This window comes from Blautia sp. DFI.3.45, assembly GCF_020593505.1.
Lineage (GTDB): Bacteria > Bacillota > Clostridia > Lachnospirales > Lachnospiraceae > Blautia_A > Blautia_A wexlerae.
The window spans coordinates 39,852-65,730 of record NZ_JAJDMI010000019.1 but is presented as its reverse complement, the minus strand read 5'-3'; the positions used below and the strand labels follow the sequence as shown (position 1 = coordinate 65,730).

25 protein-coding genes and 3 tRNA genes are annotated in these 25,879 nt (G+C 41.9%); 21 read left to right on the top strand and 7 right to left on the bottom strand.

Translation table 11 applies throughout. From position 1 onward, the window contains the following. Positions 1-69 precede the first annotated feature (69 nt). The 3 genes from LJE09_RS08775 (at position 70) to LJE09_RS08765 (ending at position 367) form a co-directional block, all read left to right on the top strand. Positions 70-142 (top strand) — tRNA-Asn (locus tag LJE09_RS08775). 44 nt (positions 143-186) lie between these two features. Beyond that, positions 187-258 (top strand) — tRNA-Glu (locus tag LJE09_RS08770). A 38-nt stretch (positions 259-296) separates the two neighbouring features. Then, positions 297-367, top strand: a tRNA-Cys gene (locus LJE09_RS08765). Between the two features lie 115 nt (positions 368-482). Here the strand turns inward: LJE09_RS08765 and LJE09_RS08760 are convergent. Then, positions 483-1,046 carry a GNAT family N-acetyltransferase gene (locus tag LJE09_RS08760; RefSeq protein WP_025579376.1) on the bottom strand — a complete coding sequence of 188 codons (564 nt, stop codon included), beginning with the start codon at positions 1,044-1,046 and terminating at the stop codon, positions 483-485. Between the two features lie 41 nt (positions 1,047-1,087). Next, positions 1,088-1,318 carry a hypothetical protein gene (locus tag LJE09_RS08755; RefSeq protein ID WP_026650366.1) on the bottom strand — a complete coding sequence of 77 codons (231 nt, stop codon included), beginning with the start codon at positions 1,316-1,318 and terminating at the stop codon, positions 1,088-1,090. A gap of 359 nt (positions 1,319-1,677) precedes the next feature. On the opposite strand from LJE09_RS08755, the gene LJE09_RS08750 reads away from it, so the two are divergent. Beyond that, a complete protein-coding gene (locus tag LJE09_RS08750) occupies positions 1,678-2,415 on the top strand; it encodes a LytR/AlgR family response regulator transcription factor (protein ID WP_008707876.1) in 738 nt (245 codons plus the stop codon). A gap of 268 nt (positions 2,416-2,683) precedes the next feature. Here LJE09_RS08750 and LJE09_RS08745 read toward each other — a convergent pair whose 3' ends face one another. The 4 genes from LJE09_RS08745 to LJE09_RS08730 all read right to left on the bottom strand — a co-directional run bounded on the left by LJE09_RS08745 (position 2,684) and on the right by LJE09_RS08730 (position 6,701). Beyond that, positions 2,684-3,877, bottom strand: a complete 1,194-nt coding sequence (locus tag LJE09_RS08745) for a DHHW family protein (RefSeq protein ID WP_227311196.1) — start codon at positions 3,875-3,877, stop codon at positions 2,684-2,686. Positions 3,878-3,889: 12 nt separating this feature from the next. Then, the gene (locus tag LJE09_RS08740) at positions 3,890-5,278 is read right to left on the bottom strand and encodes an MBOAT family O-acyltransferase (protein WP_118567074.1); all 1,389 of its coding nucleotides are present in this window, start codon (positions 5,276-5,278) and stop codon (positions 3,890-3,892) included. A 155-nt stretch (positions 5,279-5,433) separates the two neighbouring features. After that, positions 5,434-5,910: a DUF4358 domain-containing protein gene (locus tag LJE09_RS08735; RefSeq protein WP_025579382.1), complete on the bottom strand. Its 477-nt coding sequence runs from the start codon at positions 5,908-5,910 to the stop codon at positions 5,434-5,436. After that, positions 5,907-6,701, bottom strand: coding sequence for a GDSL-type esterase/lipase family protein (locus LJE09_RS08730; RefSeq protein ID WP_008707883.1), 795 nt, complete (start codon positions 6,699-6,701; stop codon positions 5,907-5,909). Before LJE09_RS08730 ends, LJE09_RS08735 begins: the two co-directional genes overlap by 4 nt. Before the next feature lie 308 nt (positions 6,702-7,009). On the opposite strand from LJE09_RS08730, the gene LJE09_RS08725 reads away from it, so the two are divergent. The 6 genes from LJE09_RS08725 to LJE09_RS08700 all read left to right on the top strand — a co-directional run bounded on the left by LJE09_RS08725 (position 7,010) and on the right by LJE09_RS08700 (position 14,264). Continuing rightward, entirely contained in the window at positions 7,010-7,870 is an 861-nt protein-coding gene (locus LJE09_RS08725) for an HdeD family acid-resistance protein (protein WP_055060232.1), read from the top strand. Between the two features lie 7 nt (positions 7,871-7,877). Next, complete coding sequence (locus tag LJE09_RS08720; RefSeq protein WP_118615005.1) at positions 7,878-8,714, top strand: arginase; 837 nt, start codon at positions 7,878-7,880, stop codon at positions 8,712-8,714. A 55-nt stretch (positions 8,715-8,769) separates the two neighbouring features. Next, positions 8,770-9,552, top strand: a complete 783-nt coding sequence (locus tag LJE09_RS08715; RefSeq protein ID WP_008707888.1) for a prolipoprotein diacylglyceryl transferase — start codon at positions 8,770-8,772, stop codon at positions 9,550-9,552. A gap of 60 nt (positions 9,553-9,612) precedes the next feature. After that, entirely contained in the window at positions 9,613-11,334 is a 1,722-nt protein-coding gene (locus LJE09_RS08710) for a S8 family peptidase (protein WP_022380550.1), read from the top strand. A gap of 160 nt (positions 11,335-11,494) precedes the next feature. Then, the gene (locus tag LJE09_RS08705) at positions 11,495-12,886 is read left to right on the top strand and encodes a uracil-xanthine permease family protein (protein ID WP_055058402.1); all 1,392 of its coding nucleotides are present in this window, start codon (positions 11,495-11,497) and stop codon (positions 12,884-12,886) included. Positions 12,887-13,031: 145 nt separating this feature from the next. Further along, entirely contained in the window at positions 13,032-14,264 is a 1,233-nt protein-coding gene (locus LJE09_RS08700) for a 6-phosphofructokinase (RefSeq protein WP_055058401.1), read from the top strand. Positions 14,265-14,560: 296 nt separating this feature from the next. On the opposite strand, the gene LJE09_RS08695 is transcribed toward LJE09_RS08700, so the two are convergent. Continuing rightward, positions 14,561-16,282, bottom strand: a complete 1,722-nt coding sequence (locus LJE09_RS08695; protein WP_055058400.1) for an ABC transporter ATP-binding protein — start codon at positions 16,280-16,282, stop codon at positions 14,561-14,563. Between the two features lie 157 nt (positions 16,283-16,439). Between LJE09_RS08695 and LJE09_RS08690 the strand changes: the two genes are divergently transcribed. From LJE09_RS08690 to rplI, 11 genes are all read left to right on the top strand, one after another. Continuing rightward, positions 16,440-16,748, top strand: coding sequence for a hypothetical protein (locus LJE09_RS08690; RefSeq protein ID WP_227311194.1), 309 nt, complete (start codon positions 16,440-16,442; stop codon positions 16,746-16,748). Then, positions 16,717-17,955 (top strand): vWA domain-containing protein, encoded by a 1,239-nt coding sequence (locus LJE09_RS08685; RefSeq protein WP_227311192.1) that lies wholly within the window; start codon positions 16,717-16,719, stop codon positions 17,953-17,955. The genes LJE09_RS08690 and LJE09_RS08685 overlap by 32 nt, the downstream gene beginning before the upstream one ends. A 183-nt stretch (positions 17,956-18,138) precedes the next feature. Next, positions 18,139-19,689: an AAA family ATPase gene (locus tag LJE09_RS08680; RefSeq protein ID WP_227311190.1), complete on the top strand. Its 1,551-nt coding sequence runs from the start codon at positions 18,139-18,141 to the stop codon at positions 19,687-19,689. A 122-nt stretch (positions 19,690-19,811) separates the two neighbouring features. Then, positions 19,812-20,624 carry a class B sortase gene (gene srtB, locus LJE09_RS08675; RefSeq protein ID WP_055054056.1) on the top strand — a complete coding sequence of 271 codons (813 nt, stop codon included), beginning with the start codon at positions 19,812-19,814 and terminating at the stop codon, positions 20,622-20,624. 121 nt (positions 20,625-20,745) lie between these two features. Further along, the gene (locus LJE09_RS08670) at positions 20,746-21,468 is read left to right on the top strand and encodes an NAD-dependent protein deacylase (protein ID WP_227311189.1); all 723 of its coding nucleotides are present in this window, start codon (positions 20,746-20,748) and stop codon (positions 21,466-21,468) included. A gap of 60 nt (positions 21,469-21,528) precedes the next feature. Next, complete coding sequence (locus LJE09_RS08665) at positions 21,529-21,720, top strand: DUF951 domain-containing protein (protein WP_008707901.1); 192 nt, start codon at positions 21,529-21,531, stop codon at positions 21,718-21,720. Positions 21,721-21,830: 110 nt separating this feature from the next. Beyond that, positions 21,831-22,118: a 30S ribosomal protein S6 gene (gene rpsF, locus LJE09_RS08660; RefSeq protein WP_020993443.1), complete on the top strand. Its 288-nt coding sequence runs from the start codon at positions 21,831-21,833 to the stop codon at positions 22,116-22,118. 79 nt (positions 22,119-22,197) lie between these two features. Further along, complete coding sequence (locus LJE09_RS08655; RefSeq protein ID WP_022380542.1) at positions 22,198-22,659, top strand: single-stranded DNA-binding protein; 462 nt, start codon at positions 22,198-22,200, stop codon at positions 22,657-22,659. Positions 22,660-22,695: 36 nt separating this feature from the next. Then, positions 22,696-22,959 carry a 30S ribosomal protein S18 gene (gene rpsR, locus LJE09_RS08650; RefSeq protein WP_008707906.1) on the top strand — a complete coding sequence of 88 codons (264 nt, stop codon included), beginning with the start codon at positions 22,696-22,698 and terminating at the stop codon, positions 22,957-22,959. A 405-nt stretch (positions 22,960-23,364) separates the two neighbouring features. Further along, positions 23,365-25,416, top strand: a complete 2,052-nt coding sequence (locus LJE09_RS08645; RefSeq protein WP_227311197.1) for a DHH family phosphoesterase — start codon at positions 23,365-23,367, stop codon at positions 25,414-25,416. After that, the gene (rplI, locus tag LJE09_RS08640; protein ID WP_008707912.1) at positions 25,413-25,859 is read left to right on the top strand and encodes a 50S ribosomal protein L9; all 447 of its coding nucleotides are present in this window, start codon (positions 25,413-25,415) and stop codon (positions 25,857-25,859) included. Before LJE09_RS08645 ends, rplI begins: the two co-directional genes overlap by 4 nt. Positions 25,860-25,879: the final 20 nt, after the last annotated feature.

Below are 25,879 nucleotides of genomic sequence, written 5' to 3'. Positions count from 1 at the left end.
GAATCGCAGGAAGAATGAATCTCAAGGAAATGTCAACATGTATGTAGTTTTGAAGGTGCAAACCTTTATTCCTCCTTAGCTCAGTCGGTAGAGCATGCGGCTGTTAACCGCAGTGTCGTTGGTTCGAGTCCAACAGGGGGAGTTTTCGGAAACATGAAGTCCGATATCAAATTCAATTTTCTACCAGGCTCCATGGTCAAGCGGTTAAGACACCGCCCTTTCACGGCGGTAACAGGGGTTCAAATCCCCTTGGAGTCATTATGTAAGATTTCTTACATATAATAAAAAGTGAATATGGTGCCATAGCCAAGTGGTAAGGCAAAGGTCTGCAACACCTCTATCCCCGGTTCAAATCCGGGTGGCACCTCTTGAAAAACCTTAGAAATATCTTCTAAGGTTTTTTTGTGTTAATGTATACTGACACTTGCGATAGTGACACAGGATTGATTCTGATAATTTCTGGAAGTCACAGAAATAACAGGCTACAGGAGAGGGAATTTCGGTGGCTCCTGAACTGTTAGATGTTCACCGATCAGCTTCTCCATCCAGACCATATTATACCAGTGGTTGAATTTGTAACCGCATTTATGGAACTCACCTACAAGACGATATCCCATATGAGTGTGAAATTCCACACTGTTTTTGTCAAGATGTTCATCTTCCTTTGGAGGATAGGCAATGCAGGCATTCATATTCAAGATACCCTGCTCACGTAAAGCGGTTTCAAGGGCATCATGAAGCATGCGGCCTATCCCTCTGTGTTTAAGAGACTGATCAACATAAATAGATGTTTCCACAGCCCAGTCATATGCAGGTCTTTCATGGAAAGGACCTGCATATGCATATCCAAGCAAAGTTCCTTTTTCCTCAGCTACAAGGTAAGGGTATTTTCTCAGAGTGTGTTGAATTCGGGAAGCAAATTCTTCTGTGGAGGGAACATCATATTCAAAGGTGATGGCTGTATTTTCTACATATGGTCTGTAAATTTTAAGCAGTGCCGGTGCATCTGCAGCAGAAGCGGTACGGATTATTATTTTATTGTCCATGATAATTTCCTTTCTGAAGTGTGTTTGAAAAATATATGTAACTATTCATCAAATTCTGCAGTCACTATAAAACCTCGCGGTGTATGTTCAATATTTTTTACGATTCCTTTTCTGGATCTGATGCGTTCTGCATTTGGATAACAGCCGGACATTGCCACAGCCGGTTCAATGATATAACTGTAATTCATAAAAGACTGATATTCGGAAATTTCTATTTCATCTCCCACATTTATTAATCCCTGACGTTCCATTTTAAATTTTTCCTGACGCATATAATTCCTTCTTTCTGTGTCAAGCGAATAAAATCATCCGCTTTGCTACGCAGCTTTACACCGAATAACTGCTCCGCAGGGGACTTACCTGATTCGGTTAAATAGAGTAACAGTTCAGTATATGATTGTTTTACCAAAGTGCTGTCATAAGTGAAGCTGCCATATAAGTATAACACAAAAAAAGTAAACAACAATGATTGTTATAAAAAAGTAAAATAAATGAAAAAAGTACTTGAATACGTAGGATTAAGCATATATAATTAATAGAAATTGTGCTGTTTACAGATAAATGTCAGAACTTTGCGACTGACAGGATTTTGGAAACTGCTTTTTATATTGATACGGAAAGGGGAAATTACATGAAAACGATCGTCGTTTGTGATGATGTTGAGATTGAAAGACTTCTTTTAAAAGAAATATTGTGTCAGTATTTTGAAGAAATAAATGAAGAGGTTTCAATTGTAGAATATGATTCAGGAGAGACGCTTATAGCCGATGTGGAAGAAGGATACATTGCTATGGATCTGCTTTTTCTGGATATTTGTATGAAGAAACTTAATGGAATGGAAACTGCAAGAAAATTGAGACAGATACAGTGTAAGGTGCCGATCATTTTTCTTACCGCTTCACCGGATTATGCCATAGAGAGTTATGAAGTACAGGCTTCCGGATATTTGTTGAAATCATTTTCAGAAGAGAAACTGATGAAACTTCTGAACAGGATTCTTAAAACGGATATGAAAAGGCGTGTTGCAATCAAAAACAGAAGACAGTACCGTTATCCATGTACAGATGATATCATGTATATTGACAGCGATAAACATAATGTCACCCTGCATTTGTCAGATGGTTCCGAAATTATAACAGTGGACAAGCTGGGAGAAATTGAGAAGAGAATTAACGAGAAACGTTTTCTGCGATGCCATCAGAGTTATCTGGTGAATATGGATTATATTAAGGATGTAGAGGACGATTTTATTATGGAAGATGGAACACTTGTGCCTATACGTGTTCGTGGGCGGAAAGAAATACTGGATACGTACTATGATTATTTTGTAAATCATTTTGGAGACTCAAAGGACACTTTTGCAGAATAAATTGCTGAATTTGCATAAAATGAAAAGAGGGCATAAATGCTGATATAATACACATTAAGGTACAGCTGATATAAAAAACAGATAAACTGGGAACGGGGAATGAAAGACACAGTATTATTGTTTTAAATCAGTCGTTATACCTGACCTATTATTAAAAAGTGTGTGAAAAGTGTGTGTTATAAAATGTGTGTGAATGTGTGAAAAATCCCCACCGAAAGTCAATGTTTCCTCGGCATTGAAATTTCGGTGGGGATTTTTTGATATAATATTATTTGATATCAGATGTATCAGAAGAATCCTGTTCAGCAGTTGTCAGGGCAAGCTCCAGAGAAGTGTCTGTGAAGAAGGTATTAGCATTATACAGGTACAGAATTTCCTGAACATTTTCAACCTGCATTAACTGCTCCAGATCTCCAAAGTAATAACGGGGATCAATCATTATGATCTTTCGGTAATGCTGAGCAAGAAATGGGATGAAGCTGTTTGCGTATGAATCCTTAAGCACAAGCAGTGTATTATCTGTTTCAGTAGGAGTACTGATCTTTATCTGAGCGTGGTTTCCACCAAAGAATAATGCATATTTATCTCTTGTCTCAAGTTTCTCAGTATCATAGAAGCTGGCATTTTTTTTCTGTTCGTCTACATAATTAACTACAGAAGAGAGTGCCTGATCTCCGGTGGGGAGAAATACATCGATCTCATCTTTTTCGCCGGAGCGGAAACCGCTTTTGGCAGACAGTGTTCCCTGAAAAGAACGGGTGACAGATGCTTTGTCATAAGTGTCTGCTGAAGTATCAATTCCCATATCTTTGGCTGCCTTAAGATAGGCATAATAAGCACCCTGGGTAGTCCAGTGATGATCAGTGTGATAATAGAGGTCTTCCATTTTGTGATCTTTAAAAGTGCTGCGAACATCAATAAAGGTCACACCTGCATCGGTCAGGGAGGCAGAGAGGCTGTCAAGCCAGGAATTCTGATCCTGGACAGGGGCAAAAGCAGGAAGCCTGTCGCTCAGGATATTCACAGAATTTGGGGCGATCAGTGCATATTGTTTCAGATCAGAATGTTTTTGCGCAAAGTCAGTCATTGCTTTTACAGTGGCGTCATACTGTGTCTGATCAGGCGCTTTAAATTCTTCCATAAGATATCCGGATTTTCCAACGTATACGCCATTAGATTCTACTTTTCCCATCAGACGGTCAGTTCCGGCTTTCAGGGTAATCCACAGATCGCGAAGTGGAAACTGATCATTTTCATAGGTTTCAAATTGTTTTTCAAATCCGCCGGAAGCAATCTGACTGCCGTTTAAATGAGGCAGGGAAGAAAGTACGCGGTTTTCTTTTTCAGAAAACCCTCTGTCAGGAAGCACAATGCTCAGAATGAGTACGATCAAGGGGATAAATAAAAATAAAAGTCCCATTCTGTGGAAAAATAAACGATAATTTCTTAATGATTTTTTCATATTGTTTACCTTCTAAAATTTTGCATATAAAAATGGTGTGTAAGAGTTATAAACCATATAGGCAATCGATAATGCAAATAAAATAAGATTTATGATCACTGCAACAACAGGTCTGCGTCTGACCAGACGCTTAAAGTACTGGTAAGGAGCAGGACGGCACATAAGAATACTGATCAGAAGAAGGATAAATCCTGTCTTGAGGTAGTAAAGTGCAGTTTTGTCTATGAAACCGGAAGCTCCGATTCCAAACATAGTTCCAAGGTAATGGCCAAGGGCACCAAAGTCTGTCTGGCTGAAGAATACCCATCCGATCATGACTACAAGCATAGTGTATACAGTGCAAAGCCAGGATGGTATTTTTTTCAGATATTTTTGAAGTACAAATTTTTCGAGTAAAAGGAAGAGGCCGTAATAAACACCCCATAGTACGAAATTCCAGCTTGCACCATGCCATAGACCGGTAAGTGCCCATACCACAAGGATATTTCGGATATGTTTCAGAGTGGAGACCCGATTACCGCCAAGCGGGATATAAATATAATCTCTGAACCAGCTTCCAAGAGAAATATGCCAGCGTCTCCAGAATTCAGAAACACTGGTGGAAATATAGGGATAATCAAAGTTCTTATTAAAATCAAATCCCAGCATTTTTCCCAGACCGATGGCCATATCCGAATAGCCGCTGAAGTCAAAATAAAGCTGCATTGTATAAGCCAGAATGCCAAGCCATGAAGTAAATACAGACATCTGTGGATGACCACAGATACTGCTGTATAAAACCGAGAGATTATCTGCCAGAAGAACTTTCTTTGCAAGACCTTTGACAAAAAGCTCTGCACCGATACCGAATTTGGAGATATTGATGGTGCGCTGCTTCAGCTGCGTCTCTATATCCGTATATCGTACGATTGGTCCGGCAGAGGTATAAGGAAACATTGTGCTGTATACGGCAAAGGCCAGGAAATTTCGCTGCGCACTGACCTTACTTAAATAAATATCAAAAAGATAGGACAAATTACGGAAAGTGTAGAAAGAAAGTCCTATCGGCAGCGAAAGTTCCGGATGAGGGATATGGATACCGATGATTCCTCCGATTGTGTTAAGTAAGAATCCATAATATTTAAAAAACACAAGTACTGCAAGATTTATAATGATCGAGAAGATCAGATTAATTTTCTGTTTCCTGTCATCATAATATAAACGTTCCAGTTCTGTACCCATATAATAGTTGAAGATACTGGAAAACAGCATGAGAATCACATATACAGGTTCTCCCCAGGCATAAAAGATCAGACTGCCCAAAAAAAGCAGCAGATTGCGGAGCTTTCCCGGTACCAGGTAGTAGATCAGCATGAAAACCGGAAGAAAGCAGAATATAAAAAATATACTGTTGAATACCATATTAAAAGTTCTCCAATCTGGATATTATGAATATTATAGTAATTCTCTTAACTGTATTTTCTCTTAACGGTATTATTAAGAGGACTGCCATAGTAATGGTTCTGCAGTCCATTAGCGTAAAATGCGGAACAGTTACGAGGATTAAAGTAAAATGCTTATATCATGGAAAGAAAGGCAGTGCGCCAGTTCTGTGCGTCTGCGCCGCACATATAATATACATAGTTTCCTTTTTTTCCAACAACTGCATTGTTCAGAAGAGCCATCTGATCTGTGCCATATCCCTCAAATACCTGCTTCTGACCGGAGAGATGGGCGTTTGCATTTTCAAGCAAAGTATTTGCCTGGGTATTGTCAGTGGCTTTCATAATACAGATTTCTTCTACTGCCATGGGTGAAGCGGCTTTGTAGAAGAAATAACCGTCAATATTGCGGTCATCTGTCTGATAATAATGTTTCAGATCAGAACGTGCTTCTTTATTTAAAGAAGTGATATCAGAATCCTGTTCCATAGTCTGTGCAATCTGTTCCATGGGTACATTCTTTGCGCTGTCGGAGGTATACAGGACAGTCAGATATGCGATAAGGAAAAGAACAAATGCACCTTTGATAAAAATATGTAAATAATTTTTCATGCCTTTAACCCCGCAATCTGTGCCATATTTGTCAGCCATTTGGGATAGTAGTCCTGAATCACATGTTCACCGTCCGGTTCATACAGATTCTCTGAACTGTCTGTTACAATCGTTGAATTGTCAATAAAGGTACATCCCATTTCCTGACAGAGTTTGATAAGTCCTTCATTATAATCAGGGTAATATCCAAGATCAGGAGTCTGTGCGATCGCTTCATCAGTAATCGGCAGAATGCAGTTGATATAAATTGGGACATCTGGTAAGGCTGTCTGGATTTTCTTTATCTGCGTCCTGTATGCATCAATAAATTCTGATGAAGCCGAACCATATATTTCCAGGTCGTTGGAACCAAATGCCATGAATACATGAGAGGGATTCAGAGCAATTGCCGTACTGATCTGATCATCGGCTGCACCTACATTTAATCCTCGTTTGCTGACTACCACATCCGTATCCAGATATCCGTATTCTACGATGGATTCTGTGATAGAGTCACCGATGATGACGTTTCCGGCAAAAACCTGTCGGATTTCTACATCACTTAACAGGGTAGATCCGGAACCGTCTGAAGCATCAGAACCGGAAGAAATGCCGGTTGTCTGTTTCAGAGCCTGAAGCTGTTCTTCTGTCTGTGAAATGTCTGAATTTTCCAGAGCCTGAAGGCGGGCTACATTTTCTTTACAGACAGAATCATTCTCATTTCCGCGGGTGCATAAAAAAATCACTGCACCGGCGAGTATAACACCGACAGGGATAAGAAATAAAACTTTATTCTTTGGTTGTTTTTTCAAAATAAATCCTTCCTATGGAAAAATATCCATTTTATGACATAGTTTTATTTATAGCAATACTCTCAAATGTATTATTTATGAGTATCGCTATAATTATAATACGCACTAAAAAAACTTCAAGGAAAAATTCACAAATTTTACACAAAGTCATGCAGTTGCCTGTGGACGAAGAGAAAGAAAGAAGTTATACTATTTTAGAAGAAATGGAATAGTATTTTTAACCGAATCAAGTAAGTCCCCTGCGGAGATTGCGAAAAGCAATAAGAGTGGGTGTGGACTTGCTATCATACAGTCAGGAGGAAAAGGTTATGGGGAAAAAAGTTTCTGATTTTTTAAAAAGCGAGATTTTATCATCGGTTTTTTATCTGGCATTTGGTCTGTGTCTGCTCCTGGTTCCGGACCAGACCGTAAACATTATCTGCAAGATTGTATTCGGACTGGTAATGATCGCTTCCGGTATTTATCATATTGTTATTTATACAGCTGAGAAGGAAAAGGCAACGATTCTTGATCTGTTTACAGGTGTGATCGTCATGGTGCTTGGAATTTTTCTTTTCTTTACACCGCAGATCGTGATCAAAATCCTGCCATATTTACTGGGAGCCTTGGTACTGGTTGACAGTATCTGGAAGATAAAGGGAAGTTACAGACTGAAAAAAGCCCAGAGAGGACGCTGGAAGATTATTCTTATTGGCTGTCTGGTATTTATTGCGCTGGGTGTTTCCATGTTGCTCTATTCTTTTTTGAGTGTAACCCGGATGATCCTGTTTTCCGGAATTATTCTGACTGCTGATGGAGTAGCAGACATTGTATTTTTGATCATGATTCGTCTTGGAATGAAAAAATCCGAAAAACTCTGTGCTGAAAAAGAACAGGAAGAGAATGGAAAAGAGAAACCATGGGATGACCCGGCAGATGCAGGTCTGGACGAAAAAGTGCAGGATAAATCTTTAAATGAAGATGAAACAGAATGGAAGCAAGATACAGATTCTCAGGTTCAGGAAGCGGAGATGGAAATAGAAACCGGGAAGACTGCAGATGCAGCAGATGCAGACGCCATTCTGGATGCAGAGATGCAGACTCCGGATGAAGGCGTGGAAAGTCCCGGCAGAGAAATCCGGGAAATGCTGAAAAATCATGATGAACCGCTGGAAGAATGGAAGGACTGAGTGAAATATGCAGGAACAGAATCCCATTGTACTGATGAATTTCTCCGGAATTTACAGAGAAGAAGAATTCTGGAAAAACAGACAGGTATCCTGGATTGAGCTTCAGGATGTCTGTGGGACAAACTGCTATTGTGATGAGGAAGCAATCGCAGAGATTAATAAACGAACAGAAAATTATCCAACTGCCGGAATCCATTTTATTGATTCCGGCAATTATCACTATATGACAAGACTTTGGCTGACAAGAATGGATCAACCGTTCTGTCTGCTGGTATACGATAATCATACAGATATGCAGCCTCCGGCTTTTGGTGGGATTTTGTCGTGTGGAGGATGGATCGCGGCAGCGTTGGAGGAACTGGAGAATCTGAAATATGTGATCCTTGTGGGACCGGATGAAGCAGCCTATGAGCAGGTAGATGAGAATCTGAAGGACAGAGTGATATTTCTCTCCAGAGAGAAACTTCAGGTGATGAATGATGAAGAGAGAAACTGGTTTCTCAGGGAAACAGTCAGTGAAGTATGTAATTGGAGAAAATCGGAAGGTTTACAGGAAGATGCTGAAAAATTCCTTCCATTATATATATCTGTTGATAAAGATGTGCTTTGTACAGAGGATGCACAGACGACATGGAGCCAGGGGGATATGAGGCTGACAACTTTGGTGTCCGGTGTACAGACTGTATTGGAATGTGCAAAAGAAAGCAGTGGAAAGATTGCCGGTGTGGATATCTGCGGAGAAGCAGATGCGGAAGCGGTACATGAGAATGAAGCCAATGATTATGCAAATGAAAAATTGCTGGAGGTTTTTGAAGGTTTATTTGAGAAATCCGACTGTGAATAATAAATAAAATGAGAGAGTGACAGGAAGTATTTTAAGATTTGAGAGGATTTGAGACATGCATAATGAATTGTTACATATAGGACCGTTGACGGTATATGGTTATGGATTTATGATTGCCATGGGAGTATTGGCTGCCTGGTTTGTGGCTGAGCAGAGAGCGCGTAAACTGAAACTTGCATGTGAACATATTTTTTATCTGGTAGTGTGGTGCGCCATTGGTGGATTTACATCTGCGAAGATTTTGTTCTGGATCACCAACTGGAGGGAATTTCTGCAGAATCCAAGGCAGATCATAGGATCAGATGGATTTGTGGTATATGGGGGAATCATCGGAGGAATTCTGGTGGGCTGGCTGTACTGCAGGATAAAGAAGTTGAAATTTCTGGAGTATTTTGATCTGATGATGCCATCCATTGCACTGGCACAGGGATTTGGCAGGATTGGATGCTTTCTGGCAGGCTGCTGTTATGGGAAAGAAACTTCAGGGCCTCTGGCGGTTACGTTTACAAATTCAGATTTTGCACCCAACAATGTTGCTCTGATCCCGACACAGATTTATTCCGGTTTTTTGGATTTTGCCCATTTTCTGTTGCTGCTTTATGTGGCAAAGCATAAGAAAGCAGATGGACAGGTGGCTGCCTGCTATCTTATTTTCTACAGTATAGGAAGATTTGTGATCGAATTTTTCAGAGGAGATATTGAAAGAGGAAGCGTAGGAGTATTGTCGACTTCGCAGTTTATCAGTATTTTTACAACTGTGGCTGGAATTATATTATTACTGACTGTTGTGAAGAAACAAAAGCAGGAAGCGAATATCAGTCTGAACAGTAAAGGTTAGAATTGTCATAAAGAGCATATATTGTGCATATCATGTATAAAAAATCCAGGGAGGACAGTAATGTTCGGACCTGACGATTTTGAAGTGCAGATACAGCAGGAAAACCCCCCGGGCATTCATGCTGAGCCGTCAATACCGCCGGCACAGGATGAAGAGTACGGGGATTTTATTGTAAAACATGGACAGAATATGGGTGGAAAATTTCTTCCTGTGAATGAATTGTTTGGAATTCTATATATTCCGCTGAATGAGATTGGTCCGCTGGAAATTAATTCCTATACGTATGCATCTTTGCCGAAGTGTTATACATTTATGGATGCGGACGCATTAAATTCATCCGGGATTACGCGGTTACATAATCATCCCTATCTGAAACTTCAGGGAGAGGGCACAGTGATCGCAGTGATTGATTCCGGGATTGATTATCTGAATCCAATCTTTCGAAACGGAGATGTAAGCCGTATTGCATATATCTGGGATCAGACAATTCCGGGAAATGAGGATGAACAGGTTCCTTATGGAAAGGTTTTTACCGGAGAGGAAATTAATCAGGCATTGCTGTCGGAGAATCCACAGGAGATTGTACCCTCATTGGATGAGAACGGACATGGTACAGCTATGGCAGGGCTGGCAGCAGGCAATTTTGTACCCACAGAAAATTTCTCAGGAGCAGCTCCGAAAGCAACGATCATTGTGGTGAAATTAAAGAAAGCAAAATCCTATCTGAGAAAATTTTACCAGTATCCGCCACAGGCACCGGTATTTCAGGAAGACGACATTATGCTGGGGATTTCTTTTGCAGTGAAGATGGCACAAGAGATGGGAATGCCGGTTTCCGTTTGTCTGGGACTTGGCACCAATCAGAGCGCACATGTTGGTGACAGTGAGCTGAGTCGATATGTAGATTATATTAATGAAGATTCTCAGGTATCAGTATCTGTGGCAGCAGGAAATGAGGGTGCAGCACAGCATCATTATACAGCAGAGTTGGACTATGTGAAAAATCAGGATACTGTTGAACTTCGTATTGCGGATAAAGAAGAAGGATTTTCCATGGAATTTTGGGGAGATCCGCCGGATGACTATGGGATATCGTTACAGTCACCGGCAGGAGAAAAGCTGTATGTGAGCAGTTCTCTTGGTGCAGGTACTCAGGAATTAAGTTTCATTTTTGTGGAGACGAAAGTGCTGGTCAATTACGTAAAGATGGAGAGGATGACCGGGAAACAGCTGATTTATTTTCGCTTCTTTCATCCGGCAGCAGGTATCTGGAAGGTAAATGTCAGTAAAAAAGGAATATCGGGAAGCAGGTTTCACATGTGGCTTCCGGTGCAAGGGCTGATTTCGCCGGATACTTATTTTCTGGAGTCTACACCTTATATAACTGTTACTGCACCTGGGGATTCAACCAGAGGTATTACGGCAACAGCTTATCAGTATCTGGATAACAGTCTGTATTTTCAGGCTGGGCGAGGGTTTACTCCAAATAACCAGGTGACACCTGATCTGGCAGCACCGGGAGTAGATCTGCTCATTCCATTGCCGGGAGGGGCGTTTGGAAAGGCTTCGGGGAGCAGTCTTTCTTCGGCTGTTGTTGCAGGAGCAGCAGCATTGGTGCAGGAATGGGCGATCGTGAGAGGAAATATTCCTTATGCATCGGGAAATACGGTGAAGTTTTATCTGCAGAAAGGGGCAGTGAGAGAAGAACAGATGGAATACCCCAATCCGGGATGGGGATATGGAAGACTGGATCTGTATCGGACATTTGAGATTATAAACTGAAAGGTTTATGAAATACTGGAAAATACATATAAAAGATAAAATAATAACCAAATTTTAAGAGTAAATATTGTATAGTTTTAGACCAAAAATAATTAGACTGTCTAATTGTTTTTTTGGACAAAAAATGTTACAATCGTACAAAAGAAATTGGGAGGCAATTATGAAGAGAGGCAGTATTTTTGAAACTGACGGAATCCCCCACATGAGTGAGGCTTTACCCCTTGCCATGCAGCATGTCGTAGCTATGATCGTTGGCTGTGTCACACCGGCGATCATCGTTTCCGGAGCAGTTCCAGGCGGACTCTCCAGAGAAGACCAGGTTATCCTGATCCAGTCGGCACTGGTCATTGCAGCATTGTCAACTTTGCTTCAGCTGTTTCCGATTGGCGGAAAGGCGAAATTTGCAATTGGCTCAGGCCTGCCTATTATCATGGGTGTCAGCTTTGCTTACGTGCCAAGTATGCAGGCGATAGCGGAATCGTATGGAATAGCAGCAATCATGGGTGCGGAGATTGTTGGTGGTATCGTAGCAGTTGTTATGGGTTTGCTGGTCAAGAAGATTCGGATATTTTTCCCGCCGCTAATTACAGGAACAGTCGTATTTACCATCGGTCTTTCCCTGTATCCGACTGCCATTAATTATATGGCAGGCGGTACCAGCAGTCCAAATTACGGATCCTGGCAGAACTGGGCAATTGCATTTTTCACGCTGATCGTTGTTACAGCTCTGAATCATTTTGGAAAGGGAATCTGGAAACTGGCATCTATTCTGATTGGTATTATAGTGGGATATCTGGTTTCTATTCCGTTTGGAATGGTAGATTTCTCAAGCATAGGGGAAGCAGGTGTCTGTCAGCTTCCATCTCTGATGCATTTTGGAGTACAGTTTGAGCCGTCTTCCTGTGTTGCACTGGGAATTTTATTTGCTATCAACTCTATTCAGGCAATCGGTGATTATTCAGCGACTACGATCGGAGCTATGGACAGAACACCTAAGGATGATGAACTGCAGCGCGGAATCGTTGGTTATGGTCTTTCTAACGTTGTAGGCGCATTGCTCGGTGGACTTCCCACAGCAACATACAGCCAGAACGTTGGTATTGTTACAACTACAAAGGTTATCAACCGTTGGGTACTGGGACTTGCAGCTGCAATTCTCGGTATAGCAGGTTTGGTTCCGAAATTCTCAGCTATCCTGACAACGATTCCTCAGTGTGTACTGGGCGGTGCAACTGTGTCTGTATTTGCATCGATCGCAATGACAGGTATGAAGCTGGTTGCTTCTGCTGAGATGGATTATCGTAATTCATCTATCGTAGGACTTGCAGCTGCACTGGGAATGGGTGTATCTCAGGCAACAGCTGCACTTGCAAGCTTTCCCACATGGGTAACAACAATTTTCGGTAAATCACCGGTTGTCCTTGCAACTATTATTGCAGTAATGCTTAATGTGATCCTTCCGAAAACACGGGATGAGCAGAAAGAAGAGGCAAAAAAAAAGATTAAAATAGAACAGAAACTGGAAGAAGACCACAGGGAATTCGGGGAATAAAAACAGAAACTGAATATGGGAAATATAAGGTGTGCTTTCACAGGGGGATGTGGGAACACACCTTTTTATTGAATTGCTATGGAAGGCAGTTGTATGATATAATAAAAAGCAATCACATTAAATCAAACGATACAGGAGGTTTCTTATGTCCAGAAAGAATCTGATCGTCGGTCAGTCCGGCGGTCCTACCGCAGTAATTAACAGCAGCCTTTACGGAGTTGTATCCGAGGGAATGCGCCATCCGGAAGCTATTGAGCATGTTTACGGAATGATAAACGGAATTGAAGGATTTTTAAATGGAACAGTTCTTGACTTTGCCGAAGCACTTCCGGGAGATAAACTTGACGGTCTGAAAGTCACACCAGGTGCTTATCTTGGTTCCTGTCGCTATAAATTGCCGGAATCACTGGAAGATCCGGTTTATCCAAGACTTTTTAAAAAATTTGAAGAAATGAATATTGGCTGGTTCTTCTATATCGGTGGAAATGATTCCATGGATACGGTGAGCAAACTTTCCCGTTATGCTGCGCAGACAGGCAGTGATATCCGTATCCTCGGAGAACCAAAAACAATCGACAATGATCTGGTCCATACAGACCATACTCCGGGATTTGGAAGTGCAGCCAGATATGTAGCTTCTACAGTCCGCGAGATTACCATAGATGCAAATGTTTATGAAAAGAAATCCGTAACTATTATAGAAATTATGGGCCGCCACGCAGGATGGCTCACTGCTGCATCTGCACTTGCCCGCAAATATACAGGAGACAACCCTCTTCTCATCTACCTTCCGGAAACAGCCTTTGACCAGGAAGAATTTCTTAAAGCAGTAGAGAACTCCTTTGAGAAAAACTGCAATGTCATTGTCTGCGTATCAGAAGGAATCCATGACGACAAGGGCACATTTATCTGTGAATACGACAATTCCGTAGGCACTGATACCTTTGGACACAAAATGCTGGCAGGCTGTGGTAAATATCTCGAAAACCTTGTCAGAAACCGCCTCGGTGTAAAAGCCCGTTCTGTAGAACTCAACGTCAGCCAGCGTTGCTCTGCATCTATGATGTCCGCCACAGACCAGCAGGAAGCCATCAAAGCCGGAGAATTCGGCGTACAGGCAGCCCTCAACGGCGAAACAGGAAAAATGATTTCATTTATCCGCAAAGAAACCTCTGACGGAACCTATATCATGGAATGTGGTCTTGAAGACGTCAATGCCATCTGCAACGAAGAAAAAACAGTTCCATCAGAGTGGATCACAGAAGACGGATCTGACGTCACTGAAGCCTTCATAAACTACGCCCGCCCTCTGATCCAAGGAACAGTACAGATCCCCTGCGGCGAAGACGGCCTCCCGTCATTCGTATACCGAAAATAGTATAGATTGACGGACGCGCAGGAAAATTAATTGTCTGGCGTGCGGTTTCGGACACTAAGATATTCTAAGGCGATAAAAATCTGCTAAAAGCATGAGCCCGCAGGGTCAAACTCGCTGTCGCTCAGACAGTGACCCTGTGGGCTCATAACGCATATTTTTATCGTCTAAGAATATCTAAGTATCCTGCAAATGCACGCCAGACAATTAATTTTCCTGCGCTGTTATAATATATATCAGTAGATTGCAAATATAAAGATAACTGTTTCGCAGTTTATTATCGGATACTATAAACAAAATCACATATTATAATAAGCCGCATACACTCCATTCATATCCAACAGCTCTTCATGTGTCCCCCTCTCAGCAATCCCATCCTCAGTGATCACAATAATCTCATCCGCATCCCTGATCGTAGAAAGTCTGTGCGCGATAGTAATAGTAGTACGGTTCTGTGAAAGCTCTTCAAGACTTCTCTGGATCCATCGTTCACTCTCATTATCCAGAGCGCTCGTAGCTTCATCAAGGATCAGGATCGGTGGATTCTTCAGGAACACACGTGCAATGGAAATCCTCTGTTTCTGACCGCCCGAAAGTCTTGTTCCGCGTTCTCCGACATAGGTATCATACTGCTGTGGAAGTTCCATAATAAAATCATGAATGCTTGCCCGCTTTGCAGCTGCAATAATCTCTTCATCAGAAGCTCCCGGTTTTCCATATGCAATATTATCCCGGATCGTACCGTCAAACAGATAGACATCCTGCTGTACAGTTCCGATATTATTTCTGAGACTCTTCAGGGTCAGGCTGCGGATATCTTTTCCATCAACAGTGATCCGTCCCTCTGTTACATCATAAAAGCGTGGCAGAAGAGAACAGATAGTAGTTTTCCCGCCACCTGACGGACCCACAAGTGCCACAGACTTTCCGGCAGGGATATCAATAGAGATATCACTGAGAACAGGGGTATTATCGTCACTGTAATGAAAAGATACATGCTCATAGCTTACATGTCCCTTCACATCAGTAAGTTCTCTGGCATCCGGAGCGTCTGTGATCTCTGACTCTGTTTCCATAACATCAAGGAAACGGCGGAAGCCTGAAAGACCCTTTTGCATCATTTCTACCAACTCGACCAGAATCTGGATCGGACTGATAAAGATTCCGATATAAAGTGCATACATGGCAAGATCTGCAGTCTGCATTTCTCCGTTGGCAATAAGATAACCGCCATACACCAGAGTGACCAGATACATCATTCCCTGAAAGAACAGATTAGAGCTCATAAAGCTTCCCATACAGCGATAATTATCACGCTTTGAAAGCAGAAAAGCTTCATTGCTTTTTTTGAATTTGTTATGTTCAATATCTTCATTTGCAAAGGACTGTACCACACGGATACCGGAAAGTGTGTCCTGGAGACTTGCATTGACATCCCCGATCTTACGTCTGTTTTCCATAAAAGTTGTCTGCATTCGGGCATTCTGCTTAAAGGAAAACCAAAACATAACAATAACAAGGATGATCAGTGGAAATGCCAGTTTCTTATTGATAAAGAAAAGAAAGACAAAAGCACCGATGATCTTTACCAGAGAGATAAAAAGGTTTTCAGGACCATGGTGCGCAAACTCGGAAATATCAAAAAGATCACTGACCAGCTTGCTCATCATCTGACCGGAATTATTCTGACTGTAATAGGAAAATGAAAGCTGCTGGTAATGATCAAATAATTCCTGCCGCATATCCCGTTCCATATTTGCTCCCATCATGTGTCCCTGGCAGGTTACATAATATTTGCAGAGACATTGGAGCACATACATAAGAAAGAGTCCTCCTGCGATCACAGGCAGTGCATGAAGAATCCTTGACTGATCCTGAGTGAACAGTGTTTTTGTCATAGTCCGCAGGATCTGAGGATATGCCAGATCTATCAGACTGATCACGGCAGCACATATCAGATCAATAAAAAAGACCGTCTTATACGGACCATAGTAGTGGATGAATTTTTTGATAGTATTCATAAGATAAAATCCTTTCATCTGTGATAGAATATATGTGATTTTATAGTAACATAACAGAAAGGAAAGTCAATAGAGGGGCAGGAACAGGACTTTAAAATGAAGCTTTTTTGTGTTATATTGTGGTTATGGTAATTTCACAGGAGAGGAAGATGATCTGATGCAGGACAGAAAGCTTGAACAGGCTCTGGAGATTTATTTTCAGGAAAATCCGGACAGAGAGTCCGATAAATATCAGGAGATACAGAAATACCTGAAGCTCAGAATACGTTCTGTAATGGAGCTTCTGATAGAGAATGAGGATACAGAAAGGATGGAGCAGATCGAGAAATGCGGATGGTTTTCCGCAAATGAGCTGGAGAATTTTATAAAATGTGCACAGGAAAAAGCAAAGCTGCGTTCTCTGGTATGGCTGCTTCATCTGAAAGATAAAAAATATGGATACCCAAAAAAAGACTTTTTACTGTAAAACAACAACAGAGCAGGAACTTACCGGAAAAAAAATCCTGCAAAACTGCAGAAATCAATTATATCTGGACTTTCCTTATCTGGACGGGGCATTTACAAGTCTGGAATACAAAGCAGACAGCAGCATTGATACAATTGGGACAGACGGGGAGCTGATTTATTTTAATCCGGTATTTCTTATGAAAAAATATCTGGAAGATCCGGCAGCAGTAAGAAGAGGATATCTGCACATGCTGCTTCACTGTCTGTACCTTCATATTTTCATGGAACCTGACAGAGATTCCGGTGAATGGGACAGGGAATGCGACTGTTTTGTAGAGCAGCTGATCGACAAGGCTGTCGGAGAAGGCAAAATCAGCCTGAAGAAAAGAAAATCAGATGATACACAGGTGAACACAAATACTTTTGATGATCACATATTCTGGCAGAGAACTGCCGGACAGGCATCAGGAGGCAGGAGAACAAAGGAAAAATGGGAACATATCCTTGCTTATACCTCACAGAATAAGACCGGTATGCAAAGCAGGGCAGGGACTCAGACAAACGATCAGCAGGAAGAACTGGATGAGATCTACCGCAGTAAATATGATTACCGGAAATTTCTGAAGCAGTTCTGCAGACTGCGGGAGGAAGTGGAGCTGGATACGGAGAGCTTTGATTATATTTTTTACAGCTTTGGAATGGAACATTATGGAAATATTCCATTGATAGAACCGTTGGAGTATAAAGAAGTAAACCGTCTGGAGGAGCTGGTGATCGCCATTGACACATCCGGTTCATGTTCAGGAGAAACTGTACAGAGATTTCTGGGTGAAACCTATGGGATTTTAAGTGAAAAAGAGAATTTTTTCAGCAGGATGAAGGTATATATCGTCCAGTGCGACTGTTTTATCCAGAAAGTGGATGTGATCCATTCTGAGGAAGAGTGGAAGGAATACATCCGGAACGTTAAGATCCAGGGCAGGGGAGGTACAGATTTCCGCCCTGTATTTGAATTGATCCGTCAGGAAAAAGAGAGAAAAGAACTGAAGAATCTCAGAGCACTGATCTATTTTACAGATGGTGACGGGATTTATCCGGGACAAAAGCCGGATTATGAGACTGCATTTGTATTTCTGAAACGGACGGACAAGATGAAACTGGTGCCGCCATGGGCGAAATGTCTGATCACAGGAACGGGACAAACTGCGGAGCAGATGTCAGTTTGAGTAAATAATGTTACTGTTCACTGGTAATATCCCGCGAGGTGTTTTTTGTGAGCGAAGGTCACAGAAAACCCGAGACATACCGCGCGAATTTATGCGATTAGCATAAATTCTGTGCATCGCGAAGCGTGTTGCTGGGAACGGAGTGAACAGTAACTAAATAATTAGCAGGAGTATGATAATAAAATGAACATACAGGAAGCAAAAACAGAAATCTGTAATACACTTCGTGCATATCTGGCGAAGGATGAGAATGGATATTATACTTATCCTCTGATCCGTCAGAGACCGCTGTTGCTGATCGGTCCGCCGGGAATCGGCAAAACTGCCATTATGGAACAGGCGGCAGCAGAGTGCGGTGTGGGACTTGTAGCCTACACCATTACCCATCACACCCGTCAGAGTGCCATCGGTCTTCCGGAGATCGTTAAACGGAATTACGGTGGAAAAGGAATGATGGTGACAGATTACACAATGAGTGAGATCGTGGCATCTGTCTATGATTGTATGGAGAAGACAGGCAGGAAAGAGGGAATCCTGTTTATTGATGAGATCAACTGTGTGTCTGAAACCCTGGCACCGGCAATGCTGGCACTTCTCCAGAATAAAACCTTTGGAAGTCATAAGATTCCGGAAGGCTGGATTCTGGTAGCAGCGGGAAATCCACCGGAGTATAATAAATCTGTCAGGGAATTTGATATTGTCACACTCGACCGTGTCCGTAAGCTTACAATTGAGCCTGACTGCGATATCTGGCTGAAATATGCAGGACAGCAGAAGGTGCACCAGGCGATCATTTCTTATCTGTCTGTGAAGAAAAACAATTTCTATGCGGTGGAGAATACAGTAGACGGTAAATTCTTTGTGACTGCCAGGGGCTGGGAGGATCTTTCAAGACTTCTGCAAAGCTATGAAAAGCTGGGGATCGGGATCAGTGAGGAACTGGTGGAGGAATTTCTCCAGAAAGAGGAAACAGCCAGAGATTTTGCAGGTTTTTATCAGTTATATACAAAGTATGGGGAAGATTATGAAATCCCGTCGATCCTGTCCGGAAATCTGAGCCGGGAGAATCTGGCGCTGAAGGAGAAGATGGCTGCAGATGGAGCTTTTGAGGAGCGTTTTGCAGTTGTAAATCTGATCCTGGGGGCATTGAGAGAAAAAGCGGAAGAATACGGACAGGCAGATCATCAGCTTGAGGTACTCTATGAGATGCTTCTGCATCTGAGAACTCAGGTGAGAAAGAATGCTGAGGAAGAGAAGCTGGGAATTTCATTGCTTGAAGAATTTGCGCAGGAACAGGAAAACAGTCTGCAGATCAAAGTAAAGATGGAACTGATTTCAGTAAGCGAACAGAAATATCAGGAGACGGCAATCCGCAGGCTGAGGGAATATATTCTGACAGCAAAGAAAGAACATGTGCGGTCAGCTGAAAATGGATTTAAGCGGATCAGTAAATGTTTTGAAAAAGAAGCAGTATGCAGAGAAGATATGATCCAGAAACTCCAGGGAGAACTGCAGAATGCCTTTTCATTTATTAAAGAGAGCTTTGGCGAAAATCAGGAAATGCTGCTTTTCGTGACAGGGATCACAGCGGATAAGTCAATGACTTCGTTTATTGCCGGAAATGGCTGTCCGGCATATTTTGAACACAGCGAGATGCTTTTATATAATAAAGAAGAAAATGAACTGCGAAAAGCGTGTCTGGAGGCAGTGCATGATGGATTACAGGAAGAATGATGTGACCGGGTATAATAGTCTGTCACAGACAGCGGTTGGAAACGGATGTCTGTATATTATATAGAAGTCAATCAGACAGCAGCTGATACATAGCAGCAATGTGCTGCGGAAATGGAGGAAGAATGTCAGAAAAACAGCCTAAAAAAAAGAAGACAGCAGGGGATGTTGTGTTGACGGTTGTTCTGATCGCAGCAATCTGTGTATTCTGTTATGCAGGATATAATCTGTTTCATATTTATACAGAATATAAGAAAGGTACGGATGAGTACAATTCAATCACACAGATGGCAGTAACAGAACGAGATCCGGATGGAGAAGCAGCAGGGCCGGAGGCAGGCAGTGAACTGAAAGCGCCTATGGATATTGACTTTGCATCTCTTAAAAGTGTAAATGATGATGTAGTGGGATGGATTTATGTGGAAGCAGTGCCGGATATCAATTATCCCATTGTGCATGGCAAAGACAATGAAACTTATCTTCACAGAACCTATGAGAAGAATTACAATTTTGCAGGTACTATCTTTGTGGATTATGAAAACAAAGGGGATTTCAGTGACTGTAATACGATCGTGTATGGCCATAATATGAAAAATGGTTCCATGTTTGCTCAGCTTAAGAAGTTTACACAGGATGAAGAGACTTATAAGAAGAGCAAATATTTCTGGATCTTTACACCTGAGAAAAACTACAGGTATGAGATTATTTCTGCGTACACCACAGGTGTGAACAGTGATACCTATACACTGTTTAAGGGACCTGGTGAGGAATTTGAAAAATATCTGGAGAAGATCAGAGGATATTCCGAGATCCGGACAGATGCAGAAGGAATGAACATAAAGGACAAGATCATTACTCTGTCTACCTGTACAGGAAACGAGGCAACCCGTTATGTTGTCCAGGGAAAACGTGTGGATACACTTGATGTCGGGCAGTAGAATTATGAAGAGCAGTTACCTGAATCAGAAGAAAATCGTATTGCTGTAAAAGCAGACGATAAAAATTCAGATGATAAAATTTCAGTAACAGTGTTTGGAAAAAATAAAGGAGGAATTCTAAATGGCAGGAGAAGTTGAGAGATTACAGGAACTTGTAGACAAATATGACAATATTGTCTTCTTCGGCGGAGCAGGTGTTTCCACAGAGAGCGGAATCCCGGATTTCAGAAGTCAGGACGGACTTTATCATCAGAAATATGACTATCCTCCGGAAACGATCTTAAGCCATACATTCTTTATGAGAAAGCCGGAAGAATTTTTCAAATTCTACAGAGACAAGATGCTTTGTGACACTGCAAAACCAAATGCAGCACATCTGAAGCTGGCAGAACTGGAGCAGGCAGGCAAGCTGAAAGCTGTTATCACCCAGAATATAGACAATCTGCATCAGATGGCGGGTAGTAAGAAAGTGCTGGAGCTTCATGGAAGCGTACACCGTAATTACTGCATGAAATGCCACAGATTCTATGATTTTGCACATATGAAAGCATCTGCAGGTGTTCCAAGATGTGAATGTGGTGGAATTATCAAGCCGGATGTGGTATTGTATGAGGAAGGTCTGGACAACCAGACGATCAATGAAGCAGTGAAGGCAATCTCAGAGGCACAGGTGCTGATCATAGGGGGAACTTCCCTGGCTGTTTACCCGGCAGCAGGACTGATCGATTACTTCCGGGGAGAGCACCTTGTAGTGATCAACAAATCCCCGACTCCGAGAGACAGATATGCAGACCTTCTGATCCAGGGGCCGATCGGACAGGTGTTTGCACAGATTCACTGTTAAAGCCGGTTAAGGGTAACTGTTCAGGTTACTGTTAAAGTTATATAAGAGGAGTAAGAGATTATGGGACTTCCCTATGAAGTTGGTGATATTGTTACATTAAAGAAAGTCCATCCCTGCGGAAGCAGAGATTGGGAAATCTTAAGGGTAGGTGCTGATTTCCGCCTGAAATGTACAGGATGCGGACATCAGATCATGGTACCGCGCAAGATGGTTGAGAAAAATACTAAAAATTTGATAAAAAAAGAAAAATAGTACTTTACAGACACCAAAAACTATGTTAGAATCAACACTCGTGATATATTTTATATCCTTGCTCTTTGACAGGCAAAGGGCCAACAGACCATAAGGAGGTAAAGCAAGACATGAACAAGTACGAGTTAGCATTAGTTGTTAGTGCAAAAGTTGAAGACGAAGTACGTGATGCAGTTGTTGAGAAAGCAAAAGGATACATCACACGTTACAACGGCACTATCACAGAAGTAGAAGAATGGGGTAAGAAAAAATTAGCTTACGAAATTCAGAAAATGCATGAAGGCTTCTACTATTTCATTCAGTTTGAAGCAGACGCACAGTGCCCGGCGGAAGTTGAAAGACACGTTCGCATCATGGACAATGTATTAAGATACTTAGTCGTAAGAAAAGACGCATAATCTTATACAGGGTGGATTTTAGAAGGCACCATTAATTGATCCGTTCAACCATTCAAAGCAGAAACGAAGAGGTATTTATATGAACAAAGTAATTTTAATGGGACGCTTAACAAGAGATCCTGAGGTGAGATATTCCGCAGGAGAGAATGCATTGGCAATTGCCAGATATACACTGGCAGTAGACAGAAGATTCCGCCGTGACGGTGAAGCAACAGCAGACTTTATCAGTTGTGTATCCTTTGGACGTACAGCCGAGTTTGCTGAGAAGTATTTCCGTCAGGGACTTAAGATCATTGTTTCAGGACGCATTCAGACAGGCAGCTACACCAATCGTGATGGCCAGAAGGTTTATACCACAGAGGTAGTAGTTGAGGAACAGGAGTTTGCTGAGAGCAAGGCGGCCAGCGATAATTACGCAGCTTCCCATCCTCAGACATCATCCCCTGCACCTGCACCATCCATGCCGGCTCCGGGAGCAGCCAGTGCAGACGGTTTCATGAACATTCCGGATGGAATTGATGAAGAACTGCCGTTTATTTAATACAAACTGATAGAATAAAATAGGAGGAAAGCAATCATGGCTTACAATAGAGGCGAAAGACCAGACTCTCCAATGAAGAGAAGAGGCGGCCGCAGAAGAAAAAAAGTTTGCGTATTCTGTGGTAAAGAGAATAACGAGATCGACTACAAGGATGTAGCAAAATTAAGAAAATATGTTTCTGAAAGAGGAAAAATCCTTCCAAGAAGAATTACAGGAAACTGTGCAAAACATCAGAGAGCACTGACAGTTGCTATCAAGAGAGCACGTCATATGTCTATGATGCCATACATCCAGGACTAATTCTGAAGATGATAAATGCTGCTCCGCATTTGGCGGAGCAGCATTTTTGCATTATTTACGAGAATTGCTATAGAACAGAATGAACAGTAACACAATAGTTACTGTTCACACGTCACTATCCCGCGAGGTGTTTTGGCATGAGAATGCCAAAATCCCGAGACATACCGCGCGAATTTATGCGAATAGCATAAATTCTGTGCATCGCGAAGCGTGTTACTGGGCACGGAGTGAACAGTAACACACAATAACCATTATTTTTGTGCGTTCTTCTGTTGCTATGGTAAATTCTGTTCAAATCTGTTATAATATGATTCAAAGGGCGTTTTTCACAGAACCTGCCTATATGCAGCACATTTGCTGTGTACAGGCGAAACAAATAGAATGATGAAGAACGGAAAGAAAGATATGAGTGATAAACTGAAATTAAAAGGGCATATGAAAGCATTCATGCGGTGGCCTCTGATTCTCTCGGCTTTACTGATCGTACTTAATATCTGGGTATATTTTGTCAGCGTGAAGGCTGGTATTATTGTGTCAGGTGGAATCCTGATTTATGTGGGATGTGCAGTAATAATACTCCGATGCCACAGACCGTTCATTGTAAATGAACTGATAGCCTTTGCCAATCAGTATGATTCGCTTGAAAAGAGAATCCTTGAAGAACTGGCATTGCCCTATGCCATTATGGATATGAATGGCAGAATGATCTGGTCCAACAAAGTATTTGCGGAGCTTACAGGTAAAGATCAGTTTTATAAGAAAAATGTCAGCACTGTTTTTCCGGATGTAACAGCTGACAAATTACCGGTTGCAGATAAGAAAGAGACTGTTGAGATCAGTACTCGATTTGGAGAGAAGACTTATCGTATTTCCATGCAGAGGGTGTCTCTTGGTGAAGTGGTTGCCAAAAGTGAGTTTCTGGAGAATTCAAACAGGAATGTCAGCCTGATCGCCATGTATCTGTATGACGATACAGAACTGAAGTCTTACATTAAAAAGAATGAAGACAATAAGCTTGTTGTAGCGTTGGCTTATCTGGATAACTATGAGGAAGCACTTGAGAGTGTAGAGGATGTGAGACGTTCACTTCTGATTGCTCTGATTGACCGGAAGATTACGAAATATTTTTCCAATTTCGATGGTCTTGTAAAGAAACTTGAGAAGGACAAATATTTCCTGATCATGCGCCAGAGTTCGCTTGAGGCTCTGAAAGAACAGAGATTTCATATTCTGGACGAGGTTAAAACAGTTAATATCGGAAATGAGATGGCAATCACTTTGAGTATTGGTGTGGGACTGAATGCCTCCACGTATATTCAAAATTATGAGTATTCACGTATTGCTATAGAGATGGCACTTGGACGTGGCGGTGATCAGGTTGTTATTAAGAATGGAAATAATATTACCTATTACGGCGGAAAGACTCAGCAGATGGAGAAGAATACCCGCGTAAAAGCCAGGGTAAAAGCGCAGGCACTGAAAGAGTTTATGAGTACGAAAGACAGAGTCGTTGTCATGGGACATAAAATCACAGATGTGGATGCGTTGGGAGCAGCAATCGGTATTTTCCGTGCAGGTAAAACACTTGGAAAATCTGTCAGTATTGTAGTGAATGATCCGACAAAATCTATCAGACCGTTGATCGCAGGATATGTGAATAATCCAGACTACGAGCCATCTATGTTTGTGGACAGCGAGCAGGCTAAAGATATGGTAGATAACAATACAGTGGTGGTTGTAGTTGATACTAACAGACCAAGCTATACGGAATGCGAGGAGCTTCTGCACATGACAAAGACAATTGTTGTGCTGGATCATCACAGGCGGGGAAGCGAAGTGATAGAGAATGCGGTGCTTTCCTATGTGGAGCCTTATGCATCCTCAGCCTGTGAGATGGTAGCAGAGATCCTGCAGTATTTCTCGGATGACCTGCGTATCCGCAATATGGAGGCTGACTGTCTCTATGCGGGAATTATGATCGATACAAACAATTTTACTACAAGAGCAGGTGTACGTACCTTTGAGGCTGCTGCATTCTTAAGAAGGAGTGGAGCAGACGTGACCAGAGTACGTAAACTGTTAAGGGATGATCTGAAATCTTATCAGGCACGTGCAGAAGCAGTGAGAACTGCACAGATTTACAGAGAATGCTATGCCATTGCCAGATGTCCAAGTGAAAATCTGGACAGTCCTACAGTTACAGGAGCACAGGCAGCCAATGAGCTTCTGAATATTGCAGGGGTTAAGGCATCGTTTGTACTGACTCAGTACAATAATGAAGTTTATATCAGTGCCAGGGCTATTGACGAAGTCAATGTACAGGTAATGATGGAAAAGATGGGCGGAGGCGGTCATATGAATATTGCCGGTGCCCAGGTCAAGGCTTCTCCGGATGAGGTGGAGAGAATGCTTAAAGACATCATAGATCAGGAATATCAGGAGGAAAACACAAAATGAAAGTAATCTTACTTGAAGACGTAAAAGCACTTGGAAAAAAGGGACAGATCGTAAATGTAAGTGACGGATATGCAAGAAACATGATCCTTCCTAAGAAACTGGGGCTGGAGGCAACTCCTAAGAATTTAAATGATCTGAAACTTCAGAAAGCAAACGAAGAGAAGGTCGCAAAAGAAGTATATGAAGCAGCACAGGCATTTGCAAAGGATCTCGAGACAAAAGAAATCATCCTTACACTGAAAACAGGAGAAGGCGGAAGAACCTTTGGTTCCGTTTCTTCCAAAGAAATCTCCGAAGCAGCAAAGAAACAGTTAAATCTTGACATTGATAAAAAGAAACTGCAGCTTCCTGAGCCAATCCGTACACTTGGTGTTACCCAGGTGCCTGTCAGATTACATCCTAAGGTAACAGGAACTCTTAAAGTATGGGTAAAAGAAGCATAAGTCTTCCGGAGGGATAAAGA